This window comes from Pseudomonas oryzae, assembly GCF_900104805.1.
GTDB classification, from domain to species: domain Bacteria; phylum Pseudomonadota; class Gammaproteobacteria; order Pseudomonadales; family Pseudomonadaceae; genus Geopseudomonas; species Geopseudomonas oryzae.
On sequence record NZ_LT629751.1, the window covers coordinates 947133 to 966693 of the forward strand.

The window sequence follows — 19561 nt, forward strand, 5'->3', positions numbered from 1 at the left end:
CTCGTCACTCCGTGCCGAGGGGGCGGGGGCAGAGGGGGGCGTCAGTGGAGGCTTGAGCCTGCCGCTGGTAGCGCTCGCCGAGGGCGCTGTGCGTGGCGGCAGCCAGCGCGCTGAGCGCGTCGGCCCGGCAAGCCGGGATCGCCCGCCGCTGGCGCGCCAGTTGCTCGATTTCCTGCGCCAGGCTCGACAGCGCCAGGGCGCCCATGCTGCCGGCGCTGCCCTTCAGCCTGTGCGCCTGCTGCTGGATCGGCTCGTGATCGCCCGCGCGCAGGCTGTGCAGCAGGGTGTCGATCATGTCGGGCAGATTGCTGCAGAAAAAGGCGACCACATCCTGCAGATCCTCTCCCAGCACGGCTTCGAGGGTGCCGAGCAGCTCGGTGTCCAGCACCATCTGCCCGTTCGTGGGGGAATGCAGCTCTTGCGTCATGCTGGCGGGGGCCTGTTGCTCATCCGGGTGGCGCAGTGGCGAGTGCGCTGCTGCGGCCTGAAGTGTGACCTCTTTCACATGTTATCGGAAGCTCGCCGCCAAACTTGAGGCGCACGGCAGGGGCGCGGCACCGGCTCGCTCGCTAAAGAAATCCGCCCGGTCGGCCGATATAGAGCAGCCAGGCGGTGTTGCGTGGTTGACCAGTAGAGGGATGTGATGGAAGAGCAAATCGACACGCCCACCCGGATCGAGCATCCCGGTGAGTGCCTGTCCCTGCTTGAGGGGCTCTGCCAGCCGGGCGGCGCCTCACTGCTGTTCGCGGCGCAGCCGGGACAGCCGCATCCGGTGGTGCTGATGGAGCTGGTTCCGGAGGAGGGGCTGGTGATCGATATCAGCGCCGTACCGGAGCTGGCCGGGCGAATCGGTCGCGGGGATCCCTTCTATCTGTGCGGCCAGGTCGATGGCGCCATGCTGCGCACCCCCGGCCTCAGCGTGCTGGAACGCCGCGAGGTGGAGGGCCGGGTGCAGTATCTGTGCGCCTATCCGCAGTGGCTGGAGCTGATGCACAGGCGCAGTTCCTATCGGGCCGAACTGCGCAGCGACATGCTGGTGCCGGTCGAGCTGCAGCTGCAGGAGGACGCGGGCAGCCTGCGCGGACGCCTGGTCAACCTGTCGCTGGGCGGCTGTCTGGTCGAGCTGCCGGCCAGGGAGGCGGTGCGTATCGAGGGGCCGCAGCTGCTCGATCGGCTGGTACTCAATTTCCCCGGCGGCCAGCGTCTCGAGCTGGCGGCGCGGATCTGTCACATGCACGGCGAACTGGACTGGCAGCACCTGCGCTTCGGTTGCCAGTTCCTCGGCGTGAGCGGCGACCAGGAGCGCCGCCTGTGGTTGTACGTGCGCGAGATCGAGCGGGAAAAGGCGCGCTCCAGCCATGCCGGCAGCCGGGCCTTGCAGCCCTCGGCGCTGTTCACCCGGCGCACGCCGGCGGCGCAGGCGCTGCTTGCCGCCAGCAATCCGCTGCCCGGCAGCAGCATCGGCCGCCGCCTGGGACGGGTGGCGGGCTACCTGGACACCCAGCTGATCAAGCTGCGCCTCGGCGCGGCCGTCGACTCCAGGCAGCTGTCGCGCCACGCCGACCTGCTGCTCGATCTGCTGGCCACCGATCGTGATGCCCTGCTGTTCGCCGTGCAGCATCAGCCGGACGAACCGCTGCTGGTGCAGCACGGCATCGCCCTGGCGGTGCGCATGGCGGACATGGCCCAGGCGCGCAATCTGCCGCGTCAGGCGATCAAGACGATAGTCGCCGCGGCCCTGGTGCATGACCTGGGCAAGGCCCTGCTGTCGGCCGATCTGCGTCAGGCCAGACACCTGGATGCCGGCCAGCGCCAGGCCTTCGGTAGTCACGTCGGCCTGCTGCGCGAGCGCCTGGAGAGCTGCAAGTGGCTGGCCGGGCCGGTGCTGGATGCCGTGGTCGGCTCGATCAACGAGCGTCTGGATGGCAGCGGCTACCCGCAGGCGATGCCGGGCGAACGGCTGGGCGAGCTGGCGCGCATGGCCACGGTGATCGATGTGATCGACGCCATGAGCCGCCCGCGTGCCGACCGTGCGCCGCTGCCGATCGACGCCATCTATCGCCACCTGCAGACCAGTAGCGCTCAGCTCGATCCGCAGTGGAGCCAGCGCTACATGCGCCACTTCGGCCTGATCCCGATCGGCAGCCTGGTGCGCTTCGCCAGCGGCCAATTGGCCTGGGTGCGCCGTCTGGACGGCGACGGGCGGGTGGCCCAGGTGCAGCTGACGGCCAGCCCGGTCTTCACGCCCCAGCTGAGCGGGCCGTTGCTCAGCGATGCCGAGCTGTCAGGACTGGGGCAGATCGAGAACCCCATGGTGCCGGAGCTTGAGTGATGAGCGGCGCCTGGCCAAGCGAGCCGCTGTTCTTCATGGTGCTTGGCATTCTGGCGCTGGGGGCGGTGGCCGTGCTGCTGGACGGACTGCGTAGCGATTGGCGGAACAGGGAGGTACCGGATATGGATGGCGCGCCCGCCAGTGTGACGCACGCCGATGAGCCGGCCAGCCAGATGGCGGCCATTCATCGGGTCATGGCGGTGATCGAGTTCGACCTCGAGGGCTGCATCCTCACCGCCAACCAGAACTTTCTCGATCTGTTCGGCTGTCGCCTGGAGGAGATCCGCGGGCAGCCGCACAGCATCTTCTGTCCGCTGGAGGTGGCGCACAGCCAGGACTATCGGGAGCTGTGGGAGCGGCTGCGGCGTGGCGAGTACGAGAACGGCGAGTATCGCCGGCTGGCCCTCGACGGCCGCGAGCTGTGGATCCAGGCTTCCTACCATCCGATCTTTCCGGCCGCCGGCGGGCCGGGCAAGGTGGTCAAGTTCGCCAGCGACATCAGCTTCCATCGCGAGCTGGAGGCGCAGCTGCTCGAGGCCAAGGAGCATGCCGAGCGGGCCGCCGCCGCCAAGAGCGCCTTTCTGGCCAACATGAGCCACGAGATCCGCACGCCGATGAACGCCATCATCGGCTTCACCGAGCTGCTGCTCGGCACCCGCCTGGACGAGACCCAGCGCCACCACCTGCAGACCGTGCAGCACTCGGCGCGCTCGCTGCTGGCCCTGCTCAACGACATCCTCGATACGGCCAAGCTCGAGCGCGGCGTGGTCGAGCTGGAGATGGTCGACTTCTCGCTGCGCGAGCTGGCCGAGCGGGCCTGCGCGGTGCTGCGTCCCAACGCCGCCGCCAAGGGCCTGGCGCTGACGCTGCAGTATGCGCCGGAGCTGGGCGAGCACTTCCGCGGCGATCCGCTGCGCATCCAGCAGGTGCTGCTCAACCTGCTCGGCAACGCGATCAAGTTCACCCCGCAGGGCGAGGTGAGCCTGCACGTGCAGGCCGAGGGCGAGCGGGTATGCCTGGTCGTGCGCGACACCGGTATCGGCATCGCCGGCGACCGTCTGCAGAAGATCTTCGAGCCCTTCGCCCAGGCCGACGCGACCATGAGTCGGCGCTTCGGCGGCACCGGCCTGGGCACCACCATCGCTCGCCAGCTGGTCGAGCTGATGGGCGGTGGCATCGAGGTGCACAGCCAGCCCGGGGTGGGCAGCACCTTCAGGGTCAGCCTGCCGCTGCTCTCGGCGCAGACGCTGCCGCGGCAGCCGGTCGCCAGCCTGCCGCGCCTGCCGCCGCTGCACATGCTGGTGGTCGACGACGTGGAGCAGAACCTGGAGCTGCTGGCGCTCAGCCTGGGACGGCTCGGCCATCGCATCAGCGTCGCCCGCGACGGTGCCCAGGCCCTGGCGGCATTGACCGGTGGGCGCTTCGACCTGGTGCTGATGGACGTGCAGATGCCGGGCACCGATGGCCTCGCCGCCAGCCGCCAGTGGCGCGCCCACGAGCAGGCGCACGGCCTGCCGCGCACCCCGCTGATCGCCCTGACCGCCAGCGTGATGGAGCGCGACCGCCAGGCCGCCCGCGAGGCGGGCATGGACGGTTTCGCCGCCAAGCCGGTGGAGCTGGAGCTGCTGCTGGCCGAGATCGCCCGCGTCGTCGGCAACGCTCCGCCCGCAACCTGCGCTGAACCCGTCGCCGCGCCGGTGAGCGACGCCGCATGCCCGCTGGAAGACAGCTGCCCGGCGGCGACGTGCACTTCCGCCGATTGTCCGCTGCTCGGGGTACAGGCGCTGCTCGAACGCCTGGAGCGCGCCTGGCGCCGCGGCGAGCTGGACGACCAGGCGTTGCGCCAGTTGGTCGCCAGGCTCGATCCGCAGGGCGACTCGGCCTGCCTCGCCGCCCTGCTGAGTGCGGTAAACGAATTCGAATTCGACCGGGCTCTGCAGCTCCTGGAAGTGCTGCAGAGCCGGCTGGAGACATTGCCCGAGGGCCAGCCCGCATGACCAGCGACACCGCCGAACGACGCCAGACACTCCTTCTTGTCGATGACGAGCCGAGCAACCTGCAGGTGCTGCGGCACATCCTGCAGGACAGCTACCGCCTGCTGTTCGCCCGCGACGGCGACAAGGCCATCGAACTGGCCTGTCGCGAGCAGCCCGACCTGATCCTGCTCGACGTGATGATGCCGGGCATGACCGGCTACCAGGTGTGCCGGGTGCTCAAGCGCGAGCCGGCGACCCGGGGCATCCCGGTGATCTTCATCACCGCCCTGACCGATACCGACGACGAGGCCGAGGGCTTCGAGGCCGGTGCGGTGGACTACATCACCAAGCCGGTCAGCCCGCTGATCGTCAAGGCGCGGATCCGCACCCACCTGTCGCTGGTGCGGGTCGACGAGCTGCGCGAGACCCGCCTGCAGATCGTCCAGCGCCTGGGCATGGCCGCCGAGTACAAGGACAACGAGACCGGCCTGCACGTGATCCGCATGAGCCACTATTCGCGCCTGCTGGCGCTGGCCGCCGGCCTCGGCGAGGACGAGGCGGAGGACCTGCTGCACGCTGCGCCCATGCACGACGTGGGCAAGATCGGCATCCCCGATGCCATCCTGCGCAAACCCGGCAAGCTGGATGCGGACGAGTGGCGGGTGATGCGCGAGCACGCGCGCATCGGCGCGAAGATCATCGGCGAACACCCTGGCGGCCTGCTGAAGATGGCGCACAACATCGCCCTCTGCCACCACGAGAAGTGGGACGGCAGCGGCTATCCCCACGGCCTGCGCGGCGAGGCGATTCCGCTGGAAGCGCGCATCGTGGCGATCGCCGACGTGTTCGACGCCCTGACCAGCGAGCGCCCGTACAAGCAGGCGTGGAGCGTGGAGGAGGCGGTCGCGCTGATCCGCAGCGAGGCCGGCCGCCACTTCGAGCCGCGGCTGGTGCAGCTGTTCATCGACAGCTGCCTGCCGCAGGTGCTGGAGGTCAGGGAGTTGTGGAAGGAGCGCGAGGTCAGCTGCGCATCAGCCTGAGCATCTCCGCCTCGGCCTTCCACAGCTTGTCGAACAGCGTGGCGGCGGCTTTGCTGGCGGTCGGCGGCACCTCGCTGGTGATCTTGAAGCGGTGCTCGCGGGTCAGGCCGATGGCTTCGCCGAGCAGCGCCATCACCTCCAGCGGCAGCACCGCGCCATGGCGGGCCAGGTATTCGCCGAGGGCCGTGTCGATCTTGGCGAAGTCGTAGGCGATCTCGTTGCACGCCGCCTCCCACTCCATGGCCGGGAAGTGGAAGGTCGGCAGGAACTGGCGCAGCAGCGCCACCAGCGCCGAGGTGGCCTCGAATTCCTTGTCCAGCAGCAGCGCGGCCTTGCGTGCCTGCAGTTCCAGTCCACGGTCCTGCTCGCGGCGCACCCGTTCGGCCCAGCGCCGGCCGATCCAGCCGGCGAGCGACAGGGTCAGCAGGCTGCCGGCGGCGAGGGCGGCGAACAGGACGATGGCAATTTCCGTGGTGGGGCGCAGTTCCATGGCAAGGCTCGAACGAGAAATGGGGCAGGGGCCGCAGGCCGGAGGCAGGGCGTCAAACAGTTATCGTCAGAACCGTGGCGGAACTTTAGGACGGGGCTGATCGATGCTGCCCTCGGTTACCCAATGGAGCCACATTTCTTACAGTCGCCAGGTCGGATATGGCCAGCGTAGGGTGCGCCATGCGCACCGCTTCGGCTTTGGGCTCCATGGTGCGCATGGCGAACCCTACTCAGGAATCATTACCGACGCTGATCAGGCCTTTTCCTGGAGAAGCAGGCCGATCCGGTTCTCCATGCGCTGCGCCATGCGCAGAACCTCCTCGCTGGGAATCTGGCGGATCAGCTCGCCGCTCTCGCGATCCACCACCCGGGTGACCAGATGATTGCCGGGCTCGCTGAACTCGAACTCGATACCGAAACTCTGCAGTCCGGCGTTCAGTTGCTGCAGGCTGGCCGCCAGCTGCGCGGCGCCCCCCTGGGTGGGCTCCCTGGTCGAGGGCTCGTTGCGTGGTTCGCTGGCGATGACACTCGGCGACTCGCTGGGGGGAGATACAGACAGCGCGGCCTGCTCGGTGGGAAAGGGAAACAGCTGGATGACGTCGAGAGAGGGCGGTGTTGTCATGGTGGCTCCACTCCGAGCGGCGCTGGGCGCGTTTTGAAAGGGGATTTTCGTCTTCTATCGGCAGGCGGGTGGGGGATCTTGAGGGCGAAAGACCTTGGGTGATGTCATGTTTAGGGTGCGCCGTGCGCACCAGTCCAGGCATTCTGTCAGCGGTGCGCATGGCGCACCCTACGGGAGTCTGTGTTCGTGGCTGTAAAACGAACAGGGCGCCCGAAGGCGCCCTGTAGTGGTGCTGGAGCCGAGGTGCGCGCTTTCCTGGTCGCGCACCTCGGCGAGCCGCTTAGCGCAGCAGGGACAGCACGCCCTGCGGCAGCTGGTTGGCCTGGGCCAGCACCGAGGTACCGGCCTGCTGGAGGATCTGCGCACGGGTCATGTTGCCCACTTCCACGGCGTAGTCGGCGTCCTGGATGCGCGAACGAGCGGCGGTGATGTTGGTCTCGTTGGTGCTCAGGTTGGTGATCGCCGACTCGAAGCGGTTCTGCACGGCACCGAGGTCGGAGCGCAGGGAGTCGATCTGCTTCAGGGCGGCGTCGATGGTTTTCAGCGGGTTCTCGGTCTTGGTGCCCTTGGTGGTTTCGGCAGTGGTCAGCTTGCCGTCCTGACCGACAAAGTACTGGACGCCATCAGTGTCGGTGACCTTGCCATTGTCGCGCACATGCAGGGTGGTGTCGGTGGTCGCTGCGGTGGTGAGAGCACCGTTGGCGTCGGCACGGACGGTGTTGCCACCGGACTTCACGGTGGTGGTGCCGCCGTTGCTGCTGATGGTGACTGTCTGAGCGGCAACGCCGCCAACTGTAGTTTGGAAAGAGAGATCCTGGGCGGTGTTGGCTTCGGCGGCAGCCAGCAGCTCGCTGCGGCTGATCTTGGCGCCGGCCACGTTGACCCCGGCGTTATTGGTACCGGTCAGGGTGCTGCCATCATCCAGGGTGATCTTGGCAGTGGAGATGTCGGTAGTGCTGACGTCAAAGCCGTTGCCATCAATGTCCGAGGCATCAGTAGCCATAGCATTGGTCAGGCGCCCAACAGTGGCTTCAACGTAGTCGGTACCAGCAGTGCCCGAGGTGGTTGCGGTCAGGTTGCCGGAGCTGTCGATGAACAGCGCCTTGCCGTCTTTGCTGGTGATGTCACCGGTATTGGTGATCAGCACGTCCATGGCAGTGCCGCCGATCTCGATCTTGGCCGAGCGGGGAGCTTCACCGGCTTTCGGGGTCAGGGCAGCGGCGGCATTGGTTTCGGTCACGCCAGTAGCGCCGTAGGTGAAGGAGTCCTTGGCGCTGTCATAGGTGTAGGTGCCGCCAGTTGCAGCAGTACCGTAGGCGTTGTTGGTGCCGTTGAAAGTTGCAGTGCCAGCGTTGGCCAGCTTGCCCAAGGCGTCGGCTGCGCTGACAGCGGTATTGTCAGTCTTCAGGGTGTACTGCTTGTCGGCAACGGCTTCAGTGACATTGCTGGCCAGCTTGAGGTCGGACAGGGAGGCGGCCTTGTTGGCGATTTCGGCCTTGCCGTCAACGTTGAAGCCCTTCAGGTTCAGGGTTTCGGCATTGATTTCCTTCAGGTTGATCTTGATGGTCTGGCCATCCTGAGCGCCAACCTGGATGCTCAGCTCCTTATCGCCAGCCAGCACATTCACGCCGTTGAAGCTGGTTTCCTTGGAGATGCGGTTGATCTCTTCCAGGCGCTGACCGATCTCGTTCTGGATCGAGGTCAGGTCGTCGCCGGAGTTGGTGCCGTTGGAAGCTTGCACGCTCAGCTCGCGAATGCGCTGCAGGTTGTCGTTGACCTGGTTCAGCGCGCCTTCGGCGGTCTGGGCGACGGAGATGCCGTCGTTGGCGTTGCGCTGGGCCTGGGCCAGACCCTTGACCTGGGCGGTCATGCGGTTGGTGATGGCCTGGCCGGCGGCATCGTCCTTGGCGCTGTTGATGCGCAGGCCGGAGGACAGGCGCTCCATGGCGGTGGTCAGGGCGCTCTTGGAGCTGGTCAGGTTCTTCTGTGCGATCACAGAAGTGATGTTGGTGTTGATCACGGACATGGAGTGACTCCTTGCTGTTTCAAGTTGGTGCCAGTGGCGAGCTGTGCTGCGCCTGGCGACAACGGCGCCGTTGGCCGTTACCTCAGATATCGACGGGCTGCGGGGAAGCTTTAGGGCTGGCAGCGATTTTTTGTGAATGGATCGGCACTTTTTGATCTGTCTCAATCCTGTGGCGTCGTGCCGGCTGTCTAGCCGGCGGTGCGGGGACTGAGGTGGCGCCGGTCTGTTTCAGGCAATCGCCTGCTGCTCCCGCCCCGCACAGAACTCCACGAACTGCTCCACCTTCAGCGGCGCCGAATACCAGTAGCCCTGGGCCAGTTCGCAGCCCATGTCCCGGAGCATTTCCGCCTGTTCCGGTTTCTCCACGCCTTCGGCGACGGTGATGCAGCCGAAGTTGCGCGCCATGTCGATCACGGTTTCGGCCAGGCGGCTGTCCTGGGGTTCGGTGTCCATGTTGCTGACGAAGGCGCGGTCGATCTTCAGCACCGAGACCGGCAGGGTCTTCAGGTAGGCCAGCGAGGAGTGGCCGGTGCCGAAGTCGTCGATGGCCACCGGTACGCTGTGGCGGGACAGCAGGCGCAGCTGGTCGCGGGCCAGTTCGACGTTCTGCATCAGGCCCGATTCGGTGACCTCGACTTCCAGCGCGCCGGCCGGCAGGCGGCTGCGCAGCAGGCGGTTGAGCAGGTTGCGGGCGAAGTCCGGGCGGGTCAGTTGCTGTACCGAGACGTTGACCGCCAGGCGGAAGTTCGGTGCCACCTGGCGGGTGGCCAGCCATTCCTCGAGCTGGCGGATTGCGCGCTCGATCACCCATTCGCCGATGCGCAGGATCTCGCCGCTGTCTTCGGCCATGGGAATGAAGTCGGCCGGCGAGACGAAGCCCAGGGTCGGGTGTACCCAGCGCAGCAGGGCCTCGGCGCCGATGACCCGGCCGCTGGCCAGTTCGATCTTGGGCTGGTAGACGAGGAAGAATTCCTGGTTGTCCAGGGCGGCGCGCAGGGCCTCGTGCAGGCGCGTGCGTTTCTGCAGGTCGTCCTCGATGCTCGAGTGGTACAGGCGCCACTCCGCGCTGGTGTCCGGCAGGGCGAGCGCCGCCAGGCGCAGCAGGTGGTCGGCCGACTCGTGCGGCATTTCGGTGTGGCTGATGCCGATGCGCGCGTCGAGGCGGACCTGCACCTGGTCGATGCCGAAGGGCTGGGTGATGCAGTGCAGCAGGCTGCGGGCCTGCTCGTCGAGGCGGTCGGCGAGCATCGGCTGCTGGGCGATGACCAGCCACTTGTTGGTGTTCCACACGCCCACGGTGGCCTGCGGCGCGAAGCGTTCGAGCAGGCGGTCGCGCAGGCGCAGGCTGAGAGTCTCGCTGGTGGCGTAGCCGTGCAGGCGGGCGATGTCGTCCATGCCTTCCAGGGCGATGAAGTACAGCGCCGCCGGCGCCTTGTCCTGCAGGCTGGCTTCGAGCTGGGCGAGCAGGGCGCGGCGGTTGGGCAAGCCGGTGACCGGGTCTTCGCGGGACAGACGGGCGATGGCGGCGGTGCGTTCTTCCACCAGGTTCTGCAGGAGGATGGCGCGGTCGTTACGCTCCTTGAGCAGGAAGTGCACCTCGAGGGAGTTGCGGATGCGCTGCATGACTTCCTGCTGGTCGAACGGCTTGGTGAGGAAGTCCCGCGCGCCGAGATCGAGGGCCTGCATGCGGGTGTCGCGGCTGGTCTGTGCGGTGAGCACGATCACCGGCGGCGCCTGGTCGCCCCAGCGGGTCTTCAGCCAGGCGAGGATGTCGTGGCCGCTGAGGTGCGGCATGTTGATGTCGAGCAGGATCAGGTCGGGCAACTGCTCCTCGAGCATCGGCTCGACCCAGCGCGGGTCGTTGATGCCCTGGCTGTTGGTGTAGCCGTAGTGCTCGAGCAGGGCCAGCAGCAGCTTGACGTTCACCGAGCTGTCGTCGACCACCAGGATATAGGCGTCCCTGTGGAGCGGGGCGGTTGACTGCATCGGTCCTCCTGGCGGGCGATGGGGCGTGCGGCGGGAAAAGGGGGGGGCTGTCGGGAGCCGGCGCAAGGCTGTTCCGCAACGCTATCGGCAGGGGCGGCGAAAACTTTATGAAAATATGACATTTTTTGGACGTCCGACTGTTGACGCGCGTCGAGGCGCGATCCGCCCGGCGGGCGCGGTGCAGCTGGTGGTCCGCCGGCGACACCCGTTCCGGGCTCAACCATTCTCCAGGCCAGTCCGTGGCGTGCCGGGCCATCTTCCGCAGCGGGCAATTTCGCATCACGGCTTCAGAAGTGCGCCGCCGCTGCCGATAGATGGGCAAGGGCACGTCCGGGTGGCGTGTCGTCTTGTCCATCGGTCCGCACATGGAGTCTGCATGAATCCCTCCACGCTAATCGGCATCCTTTCCAGCGTCGCGCTGCTGGCGGTGGTGCTGATGTTTTCCGCCGAGGATCCGGCCCTCTTCCTCGACCTGCCCAGCCTGGGCATCGTGCTGGTGGGCACCATGGCGGCCACCTTCATCAGCTACCCGCTGGGCGAGGTGCTGCGGGTGTTCGGCCTGTTCGCCACGGTGATGCGCAACGAGAAGCTGTACACCCGCGACGACATGGAGGAGCTGGTGAACATCTCGCGGCTGTGGATGTCCGGCAACCTGCGCCAGATCGAGGAGGCGCTGCAGCACGTGCGCAATCCCTTCCTGCGCACCGGCGTCCAGCTGGTGGTCGACAACACGCCCGAGGAGGACATCATCGAGCTGCTGCAGTGGCGCATCTCGCGCCTGCGCGCGCGCGAGCATGCCGAGGCGCAGCTGTTCCGGGTGATGGCCAGCTTCGCGCCGGCGTTCGGCATGGTCGGCACCCTGGTGGGCCTGGTCAACCTGATGTTCCTGCTCGGCGACGGCGACATGACCGCCATCGGTCGGCAGATGGCGATCGCGCTGATCACCACCTTCTACGGCGTACTGCTGGCCAACCTGGTGTTCAAGCCGGTGGCGGTGAAGCTGGAGCGGCGCACCGAGCAGCGCGTGGTGGTGATGAACATGGTGGTGCAGGGCATCTCGATGATGTGCAACAAGCGCAGCCCGGGGCTGATGCGCGAGACGCTGAAGTCGTTCATGGCCCAGTACCAGGACGAGATCAACGACGGCGGCGCCGGGGCGCGCAGCGCCGATGGCCGCCGAGCCTGAGGAGCGCCGAGCGATGAGCGAACAGGCGACCGAGGGCACCGAGAACGGTGCCGGCAGCACGACGGCGATCCCCGCCAAGCAGGCGCTGCTGATGCGCCAGCGCGAGCTGGAGGCCGAGCTGGCCCATGCGCGGCAGGTGGCCGGGCGGGCCAGACGCAAGACGGGCGGCGACGAGGTGTTGGCCACCGAGCCGGAGGAGGAGAGCTGGCTGCTCACCTACCTGGACATGATGACCCTGATGCTGGTGCTGCTGGTGGTCATGCTGGCCTTCGCCGGCAAGGGCGCGCTGGACGGGCTGCGCCAGGCGTCCAGCCACCTGCGGCCGGCCCACGAGGGGGTGCTGCCGGCCAGCGACGGCCTGCTGCCGGAGACGGCCCTGCAGGTGCCGTCGCCCCTGCCGTCCAAGGCGCCGGTCGATCCGCTCAAGGGCCTGCCGCTGGACCAGCTCGGCGACGACATCGACGTGGTGGTCAACGAGAGCACGGTGAGCTTCCGCATCAGCAGCGAGATCCTGTTCAGCTCCGGCCAGGCCGATCTCAGCCTGGCCGGTCTGGCGGTGCTCAAGCGCCTGGTGCCGGTGCTCAACAGCAGCGACCACCGCATCGCGGTGGAAGGGCACACCGACTCGGTGCCGGTGCGCAGTGGCCGCTATCCGTCCAACTGGGAGCTGTCCGGTTCGCGGGCGGGCGGGGTGGTGCGCTATCTGGAGGCCAACGGCGTGGCCAGCGAGCGCCTGCGCGCGGTGGGCTATGCCGACACCCGGCCGCTGGGCGACAACGCTACAGCCGAGGGTCGGGCGAGCAACCGGCGCGTCGAGCTGATCATGGAGGCGCCTGGTTCATGATGGTGCACTGAGCTGCACCATCATGATGCGCGTGCCCGCCAATCGGGCGCGGGGGATTTCGGCTGCACGCAATATGCTGGCATTTTGATGGCATGGATCTTGCTGGGCGCAGTGGTCAATTCGCTGTAAGGAAGAACCACCATGTCGTCACTGCAAAGCAAGCTCATGGAACTGTCGTCTGCCGAGCGGCGCTGGCTGCCCTGGCTGGGCAGGACCGGCAAGCTGGCCATGGGCTGGTCGTGCTGGCTGAACCGCGACACCTGCCACGAGGTGGAGAAGGTCTTCGAGGGCATCGCCCAGACCCGCGGCCGCCTGCTGCAGAACTGGGCGCGCAGCCAGTGGGCCTGGCTGGCGGAACTCGCCGACTGCCTGGCGCGTGACTTCACCTGGCTGGACAACCGCCTTCTGCAGGACAAGCTCGGCCAGGCCGCGGACTGCACCGAGCTGTTCGTGGTGTCGCCGCAGGGGCTGGTGCTGGCCTCCAGCTGGGCCGCGCATTGCAACGCGCAGGATCTCGATCCCGCCGCCCTGGCGGCCGGCCTGCGCCAGCCGTTCCTGCACGGCCCCTACGTCGATCCGCTGACCCTGGAAATCGGCCCGTCCAGTTCGCGCTTCCACGACGAGGTGACGCTGATGTTCTATCAGCCGATCCGCCGCGACGATCAGTTGCTCGGCTGCCTGTGCGCGCGGGTGCCCAACGACGTGCTGGGCGACCTCATCCAGCGCGAGGCTGGCCACGTCTACGCCGAATCCGGCGACAACTACCTGTTCATGGTCGAGTCGCGCTTCGACCCGCGCATCCTGCCGGGCACCGCGCTGTCGCGCTCGCGCTTCGAGGACGACACCTTCAGCCACGGCGACAACCTCAAGGCCGGGGTGCGCACCCGCTGGGGCACGGTGCAGGTGCGCCGCCACACCGAGCTGGAGTTGCGCTTCATCGATCCGGCCACCGGCGAACTGCACCCGGGCGTGCGCGAAACCATCCGCAAGGGCGCCAACCTGTTCGTCACCTATCCGGGCTACTCCGACTACCGGCACGTGCCGGTGGTCGGCAAGGGGGTGACCTTCCGCCTGCCCGGCTCGCCGGATCGCTGGGGGATGATGTGCGAGGCCGACCTCGAGGAGGTCTACCGGCGCCGTTCGCTGACCTTCGGCCTGATGCAGACCTTCCTGCTGGTGATGGGCGGCTGGTACGCCGCCAGCACCGCCCTGCGGCACTACAGCGGCCTGCCGCAGGGCCTGCTGGATCTGCTCGAGCTCGGCCTGCTGGGGCTGTGCGCGCTGCTGTTCGCCGCCTTCGGTCCGCGGCGGCTGGCCGCGCGCATGCGCGAGATGAGCGGGGTGATCCGCACCATCGCCGAGGGGGGCGGCAACCTCAGCCAGCGCCTCGACCGCAGCGACATGGCCGGCGACGAGACCGGCGATCTGGCGCGCTGGATCAACAGCTTCATCGACAATCTCGACGGCATCGTCGGCGAGGTGATCCGTGCCTCGCACAGCGTCGGCCAGACCAACGCGCAGATGCTCACGCACAACAGCGAGGCCTGCACCACCTCGACGGCGGTGGCCGCGTCCATGGGCGACATGCTGCGCTTGGTCGAGGCGCAGCTGGCCGAGATCCAGCAGGCCTCGCTGACCGCCGAGGAAATGAAGAGCGCCATGGAGGCGGTGATCGGCAGCGCCCGCGAGAGCACCCAGGCGATCCGCAACGTGGTCGATCGCTCGGCGCGCAGCGTGCAGTCGCTGGACAGCCGCATGGGGCAGATCGGCAACATCGTCTCGCTGATCAGCGAGATCACCATCCAGACCAACCTGCTGGCGCTCAACGCCGCCATCGAGGCGGCGCGCGCCGGCAGCCACGGCCGGGGCTTCGCCGTGGTGGCCGGGGAGATCCGCACCCTGGCCTCGCGCACCGCCAGCGCCGCCGACGAGATCCGTCAGGTGATCGAGGGGCTGCAGACGGAAACCCGCGACGCGGTGGCCTTCATGACCCACGGCGTGGCCAACGTCGACGTCAGCCTGCGCCAGGCCGAGCAGGGCTCCAGCGAGAACCTGCGCCTGCAGCAGGCCGTGCAGCGCATGTTCGAGCTGATCAAGCAGCTCGACCAGCGCAGCCAGCACTACGGCACCACCATCCGCGGTGTCGACCGCGTCTCCCAGGACATGCAGCAGACCCTGCGGGTCCTGCAGGGCAGCACCTCGCGGGTCCGCCACACCACCAGCCGCTTGCAGCAGCTGGTGGGGCAGTTCGCGGTCAGTCAGGGCTGAAGTCTGCGGCACCGGCGGGCATGCTGATGCCGGCCGGTGCGGAGCGGGCTGGGCTCAGCCGCCGAAGGCGGCGGCGAGGGAGGCGGCGAGTTCGTTGTCCTCGGCGTTGTCCACCTCGCAGTCGAGGCCGAGCTTGGCGAAGGCGGCGACCTGGCTCCAGTCCACGGCGGCCAGCAGGTGGTCGCTGCCCAGGTAACTCTGCAGCACGGCGACCTGGACGACATCGGCGTAGTCGGCCTCGTCGCTGTCGCGGCTGAAGTTCAGGTGCTGCGAGGGAATCGAGGCGATCGACTCGGGGAAGTTCCACTGGTGCAGGATGCGGTTGCCGATGCTCGGGTGGACCTCGTCGATGACGAAGGTCAGGCTCTGCGGGTCCTGCAGCAGCTCGGGGTGGCTTTCGGCGTAGGTCAGCACCGGCAGGGCGCCGATCTGGTGGACCAGCCCGGCCAGGGCGGCCTGGTCCGGCACCAGGGTCGTGTAGTTGCGGCACAGCACGTAGCTGATGCTCGACACCTCGAGGCTCTTGCTCCAGATCTCGTGCATCTTGCGCTGGATCAGCGGCGACTTGGCGCGGAACATCTGCTCCAGCGCGACGCCGATGGCCAGGGTGCTGGTGTAGTTGATGCCAAGACGGCTGATCGCCATCTGCAGATCGGTGATCTCCGTGCGAGCGCGCAGCAGCGGGCTGTTGGCCACCCGGATCAGGCGTGCGCTGAGGGCGGTGTCGCTGCCGATCTCCCGCGCCAGCTCGGTGATGCCGATGTCCGGCTGTTGCACGGCATTGCGGATCCGCAGGGCCGCCTCGGGCAGGGTGGGGAGGACCAGTTGATCATCGCGAATGGCCTGCAGCAGCTCCCGACTGACCGTCTCTGCAAGTCGGCTCATGGCTTGGTGTTCCTTATCGATTCTGGATGTGACGCTGGTGGAGCGCAGGGCTGGCACCGGGGTCGGCAGTATTGCCGATCCGGCAGACGAGCGCGAGATAGCGGAACGGTTTCGTTGCCCCCGGCTGTGACGTGATACCAGGCTGCGCGTGGATGCGACACGGCCAGCGGCCGCTGCCGGAGGCGATGACGGCACGGTCGTCAGTCCGGATGGCCCGGCTCGTTCCCCGGAGCGGCGTGCTCCACCGCCTCGTCGACCACCTGCAGGAACGCCTCGATCAGCCTGCGCGCGCTCTGCTCGCGCAGGCACACCAGCGTCTCGGTCATCCGCTGCCGGCAGTCGCGGATCGGCAGGGCGTGCACCTGCGGGTGATCGCCCAGCTCCGCCGCCGACACCACGCCGACGCCCATTCCCGCCAACACCAGCTCGCGCACCGCCTCGCGGCCTTCGACCTCGATGGCCGGGCGCAGGCGCAGGCCGGCCTGGCGCATCTCCTCCTCGAGCAACTGGCGGGTCATCGAGCCCTGCTCGCGCAGCACCACCGGCAGGTCGTCGAGGTCGGCCAGGGCGATGTCGCGGCGCTGCGCCCACGGATGGCTGCGCGCGACGAAGGCCGCCAGCGGGCCGCGGCTCAGGGTCCGGCACAGCAGGCGCTCGTCCTCCACCGGACGGCCGACCACGGCGAGATCGGCGCGGTAGCCGAACAGACGACCGAGGGCTTCGTCGGTGTTGCCGGTGACCAGGCTGATGCGGATGCCGGGGTAGCGCGCGTTGAACCGAGCGATGTAGGGCAGCACGTGGATGGGCGCATCCACCGCCAGGGTCAGCTGGCCGGTGCGCAGGGCGCGCGAGCTGGACAGCAGCTCCTCGGCTTCGCCCTCGGCGGCGAACAGACGCTGGGTGATGGTCAGCAGACGCTCGCCCAGCTCGCTGAGCTGCACCGAGCGCTTGGTGCGGTGGAACAGCTGCACCCCGTAGTGCTCCTCGAGCTTGCGCACCTGGTCGGAGATCGCCGGCTGGCTGAGGAACAGGCGCTCGGCGGCGCGGGTGAAGCTGCCGTGCACCGCCACCGCGTGGAAGGCCTTGAGCTGGGCATGGGAGATCGCCATGGGTTTCTCGCATTAATAAGCTGTAGTTGTTTTTGAAATACCATAAAACGATTTTATTTATTAGTGCCGAATTGATTTGATCGTCGCCAGGCAGTCATCCACTGCGTCCTACCGAACAGGAGACGATCATGAGCAAAGCCGAATTCATCGCCGTATCCCAGCCGCTGCCCGCGCCGGCCCAGGGCGAGCCCTTCCTGCTCACCCCCGGGCCGCTGACTACCTCGCTGGCCACCAAGCAGGCCATGCTGCGCGATTGGGGGTCGTGGGACGGTGAGTTCAACCAGGTCACCGCCGAGATCCGCCGCGAGCTGGTGGCGATGGCCGGGGTGGCGGACGACAGCTACGTCTGCGTACCGCTGCAGGGCAGCGGCACCTTTGCCGTCGAGGCGGCGCTGGCCGCCGCGGTGCCGCGCGACGGCAAGGCGCTGGTGCTGATGAACGGCGCCTACGGCAAGCGCGCGCGGCAGACCCTCGACTACCTCGGCCGCGCCCACGTCAGCCTGGACAAGGGCGACTACCTGCCGCCGCAGCCCGAAGAGGTCGACCAGCTGCTGCGCGAGCACCCCGAGGTCACCACGGTGTTCCTGGTCCACTGCGAGACCAGCTCGGGCATCCTCAACCCGCTGCGCGAGATCGCCGCGGTGGTCAAGGCGCACGGCAAGCTGCTGATGGTCGACGCCATGAGCTCGTTCGGCGCGGTGCCGCTGACCGTCGACGAGATTCCCTTCGATATCCTGGTGTCCTCGGCCAACAAGTGCATCGAGGGCATCCCCGGCTTCGGCTTCGTCATCGCCCGACGCGACCTGCTGGAGGCCTCCCAGGGGCGCTTTCACTCGCTGAGCCTCGACCTGTTCGAGCAGTGGCAGTACATGGAGCGCAGCGGCCAGTGGCGCTTCACCCCACCGACCCACAGCGTGGTGGCCTTCCGCAGCGCACTCGAACAGCACCGCGCCGAGGGCGGGGTGGCCGGACGCCTGGCGCGCTACTCGCGCAACCGCGACGTGCTGGTGGCCGGCATGCGCGCCCTGGGCTTCCGCACCCTGCTCGAGGACCGCTGGCTGTCGCCGATCATCACCACCTTCTTCTGCCCCGAGCACCCGAACTTCGAGTTCAAGCGCTTCTACGACGAGCTGAAACAGCGCCAGTTCATCATCTACCCCGGCAAGCTGACCCTCGCCGAGAGCTTCCGCATCGGCCACATCGGCCAGATCGACGAGGGCATCGTCCACCAGTTGCTGCGCGCCATCGCCGACAGCCTGGCCGCGATGCAGGTGGACATCCGCCGCCCGGCCGCCTGAAGCGTCGGCCGCGAGTCCGGCTGGCTCGCGGCAGCCCACCCCGTGGCGGTGCGCGCCAGGCCGATCGACGGCCCTTCGCGCACGTCGCCCGGTGCGATAACAAGAACGACTTCCAGCTTTGAACTGCCGATTCCTACAAGCAAAAGAGGCCAGATTCATGACGCAGCACGCGAGCGGTTCGTCCTTCCGATTGTTCAGCAGCGATCTCCAGCGCTGGCGCTGGCAGATCTTCGCCATCACCTGGCTGGCCTACGCCGCCTTCTACTTCACCCGCAAGGCCTTCTCGGTGGCCAAGCTCGGCATCGGCGAGGACCCCGACTTCACCCTCGACAAGGCCGCCATGGCCAACCTCGACGCCCTCTACCTCGGCGCCTACGCCGTCGGCCAGTTCGTCTGGGGAGTGTTCGCCGACCGCTTCGGCACCCGCGTGGTGGTGTTCGGCGGCCTTCTGGTCTCGGCGCTGGCCGCCCTGCTGATGGGCACCTTCGCCACCCTGCCGATCTTCGCCACCTGCATGGTGGTGCAGGGCCTGGCGCAGTCCACCGGCTGGTCGGGGCTGTGCAAGAACATCGGCTGCTTCTTCGCTACCCGCGAGCGTGGCCGTGTGCTCGGCCTGTGGAGCAGCTGCTACGCCTTCGGCGGCCTGGTCGCCGCGCCCTTCACCGGCTGGTGGGCCTACCAGGCGTTCGGCGACTGGCGCATGGCTTTCGTCTCCGGCGCGGCGGTGGTGGCGGTGGTCGCCGTGCTGTTCCTCTGGCTGCAGCGCAACCGCCCGCAGGACGTCGGCCTGCCGGCGGTGGAGGAGGAGCACGCCGCGGTGGGCGAGCACCCGGGCTTCTGGGAATCGCTGCGCACCATCCTGCGCAACCGCACGGTGCTGGTGCTCGGCCTGGCCTACTTCCTGCTCAAGCCGGCGCGCTACGCGATCCTGTTCTGGGGGCCGGTGATGGTCTACGAGCGCATGCCGGAGCTGGGCAAGGTGGCCGCCGCGCTGGTGCCGTCGGCCTTCGAGGTCGCCGGCCTGGTCGGCCCGCTGCTGATCGGCCTGCTCTCCGACAAGCTGTTCGGCGCGCGGCGCTTCCCGGCCTGCGTGGTCAGCCTGCTGGCCCTGGCGGTGGTGCTGGCCCTGTTCGTCCCGGCCATGCAGAGCGGCAGCGTGCTGCTGGTGGTCGGCCTGCTGTTCCTCATGGGCCTGACCCTGTACGGGCCGGACTCGATGATCAGCAGCTCGGCGGCCATCGACTTCAGCAAGGGCGCCGCCGGCACCGCCTCGGGCTTCGTCAACGGCTGCGGCTCCACCGGCGCCATCCTCGGCGGTCTGCTGCCCGGCTACTTCGACACCGAAACCGTGTTCCTCGTCTTCACCTGCACCGCGCTGGTGGCCACCGTGCTGCTGATCCCGCACTGGAACAGCCGCCCGCAGGCCAGCGCCGAACCGGCCGTGGCCGGCGGCCCGCGCAAGGCCCTGGCCTGAGTCCCAATTCCTTTATCCGTCGTCAT

General features: G+C 67.9%; 15 protein-coding genes. 8 read left to right on the forward strand and 7 right to left on the reverse strand.

Going from position 1 to position 19561, the window contains the following annotated elements:
• Window positions 1-4: 4 nt before the first annotated feature.
• A complete protein-coding gene (locus tag BLT78_RS04420) occupies window positions 5-427 on the reverse strand; it encodes an Hpt domain-containing protein (protein WP_090347806.1) in 423 nt (140 codons plus the stop codon).
• A gap of 216 nt (window positions 428-643) precedes the next feature.
• On the opposite strand from BLT78_RS04420, the gene BLT78_RS04425 reads away from it, so the two are divergent.
• Genes BLT78_RS04425 through BLT78_RS04435 form a run of 3 tightly spaced genes read left to right on the forward strand, consistent with a single transcriptional unit; the run spans window position 644 to window position 5348 of the window.
• Complete coding sequence (locus BLT78_RS04425) at window positions 644-2332, forward strand: PilZ domain-containing protein (protein ID WP_090347807.1); 1689 nt, start codon at window positions 644-646, stop codon at window positions 2330-2332.
• Window positions 2332-4329, forward strand: a complete 1998-nt coding sequence (locus BLT78_RS04430) for a PAS domain-containing hybrid sensor histidine kinase/response regulator (RefSeq protein ID WP_090347808.1) — start codon at window positions 2332-2334, stop codon at window positions 4327-4329. The genes BLT78_RS04425 and BLT78_RS04430 overlap by 1 nt, the downstream gene beginning before the upstream one ends.
• Window positions 4326-5348 carry a response regulator gene (locus BLT78_RS04435; RefSeq protein WP_090347809.1) on the forward strand — a complete coding sequence of 341 codons (1023 nt, stop codon included), beginning with the start codon at window positions 4326-4328 and terminating at the stop codon, window positions 5346-5348. Before BLT78_RS04430 ends, BLT78_RS04435 begins: the two co-directional genes overlap by 4 nt.
• Here BLT78_RS04435 and BLT78_RS04440 read toward each other — a convergent pair.
• The 4 genes from BLT78_RS04440 to BLT78_RS04455 form a co-directional block, all read right to left on the reverse strand.
• A complete protein-coding gene (locus BLT78_RS04440; protein WP_090347810.1) occupies window positions 5329-5838 on the reverse strand; it encodes a hypothetical protein in 510 nt (169 codons plus the stop codon). The two genes, BLT78_RS04435 and BLT78_RS04440, sit on opposite strands and share 20 nt — an antisense overlap.
• A 252-nt stretch (window positions 5839-6090) precedes the next feature.
• Window positions 6091-6459: a flagellar protein FlaG gene (locus tag BLT78_RS04445; RefSeq protein ID WP_090347811.1), complete on the reverse strand. Its 369-nt coding sequence runs from the start codon at window positions 6457-6459 to the stop codon at window positions 6091-6093.
• A 280-nt stretch (window positions 6460-6739) separates the two neighbouring features.
• Window positions 6740-8485 carry a flagellin N-terminal helical domain-containing protein gene (locus tag BLT78_RS04450; protein ID WP_090347812.1) on the reverse strand — a complete coding sequence of 582 codons (1746 nt, stop codon included), beginning with the start codon at window positions 8483-8485 and terminating at the stop codon, window positions 6740-6742.
• A 228-nt stretch (window positions 8486-8713) separates the two neighbouring features.
• A complete protein-coding gene (locus BLT78_RS04455; protein WP_090347813.1) occupies window positions 8714-10471 on the reverse strand; it encodes a putative bifunctional diguanylate cyclase/phosphodiesterase in 1758 nt (585 codons plus the stop codon).
• Between the two features lie 376 nt (window positions 10472-10847).
• Between BLT78_RS04455 and BLT78_RS04460 the strand changes: the two genes are divergently transcribed.
• The 3 genes from BLT78_RS04460 to BLT78_RS21950 all read left to right on the forward strand — a co-directional run bounded on the left by BLT78_RS04460 (window position 10848) and on the right by BLT78_RS21950 (window position 14769).
• Window positions 10848-11657, forward strand: a complete 810-nt coding sequence (locus BLT78_RS04460) for a motility protein A (protein WP_090347814.1) — start codon at window positions 10848-10850, stop codon at window positions 11655-11657.
• Window positions 11658-11670: 13 nt separating this feature from the next.
• Window positions 11671-12501: an OmpA/MotB family protein gene (locus BLT78_RS04465; protein WP_090347815.1), complete on the forward strand. Its 831-nt coding sequence runs from the start codon at window positions 11671-11673 to the stop codon at window positions 12499-12501.
• 1659 nt (window positions 12502-14160) lie between these two features.
• The gene (locus BLT78_RS21950) at window positions 14161-14769 is read left to right on the forward strand and encodes a methyl-accepting chemotaxis protein (protein WP_408003107.1); all 609 of its coding nucleotides are present in this window, start codon (window positions 14161-14163) and stop codon (window positions 14767-14769) included.
• Window positions 14770-14823: 54 nt separating this feature from the next.
• On the opposite strand, the gene BLT78_RS04475 is transcribed toward BLT78_RS21950, so the two are convergent.
• Together BLT78_RS04475 and BLT78_RS04480 are read right to left on the reverse strand one after the other, a co-directional pair.
• On the reverse strand, window positions 14824-15654 hold the full coding sequence (locus tag BLT78_RS04475; protein ID WP_090347817.1) for an HDOD domain-containing protein: 831 nt from the start codon (window positions 15652-15654) through the stop codon (window positions 14824-14826).
• 200 nt (window positions 15655-15854) lie between these two features.
• Complete coding sequence (locus BLT78_RS04480) at window positions 15855-16763, reverse strand: LysR substrate-binding domain-containing protein (RefSeq protein ID WP_090347818.1); 909 nt, start codon at window positions 16761-16763, stop codon at window positions 15855-15857.
• Between the two features lie 128 nt (window positions 16764-16891).
• Between BLT78_RS04480 and BLT78_RS04485 the strand changes: the two genes are divergently transcribed.
• Window positions 16892-18061 (forward strand): 2-aminoethylphosphonate--pyruvate transaminase, encoded by a 1170-nt coding sequence (locus tag BLT78_RS04485; protein WP_090347819.1) that lies wholly within the window; start codon window positions 16892-16894, stop codon window positions 18059-18061.
• Between the two features lie 157 nt (window positions 18062-18218).
• Window positions 18219-19535: an MFS transporter gene (locus tag BLT78_RS04490; protein ID WP_090347820.1), complete on the forward strand. Its 1317-nt coding sequence runs from the start codon at window positions 18219-18221 to the stop codon at window positions 19533-19535.
• Window positions 19536-19561: the final 26 nt, after the last annotated feature.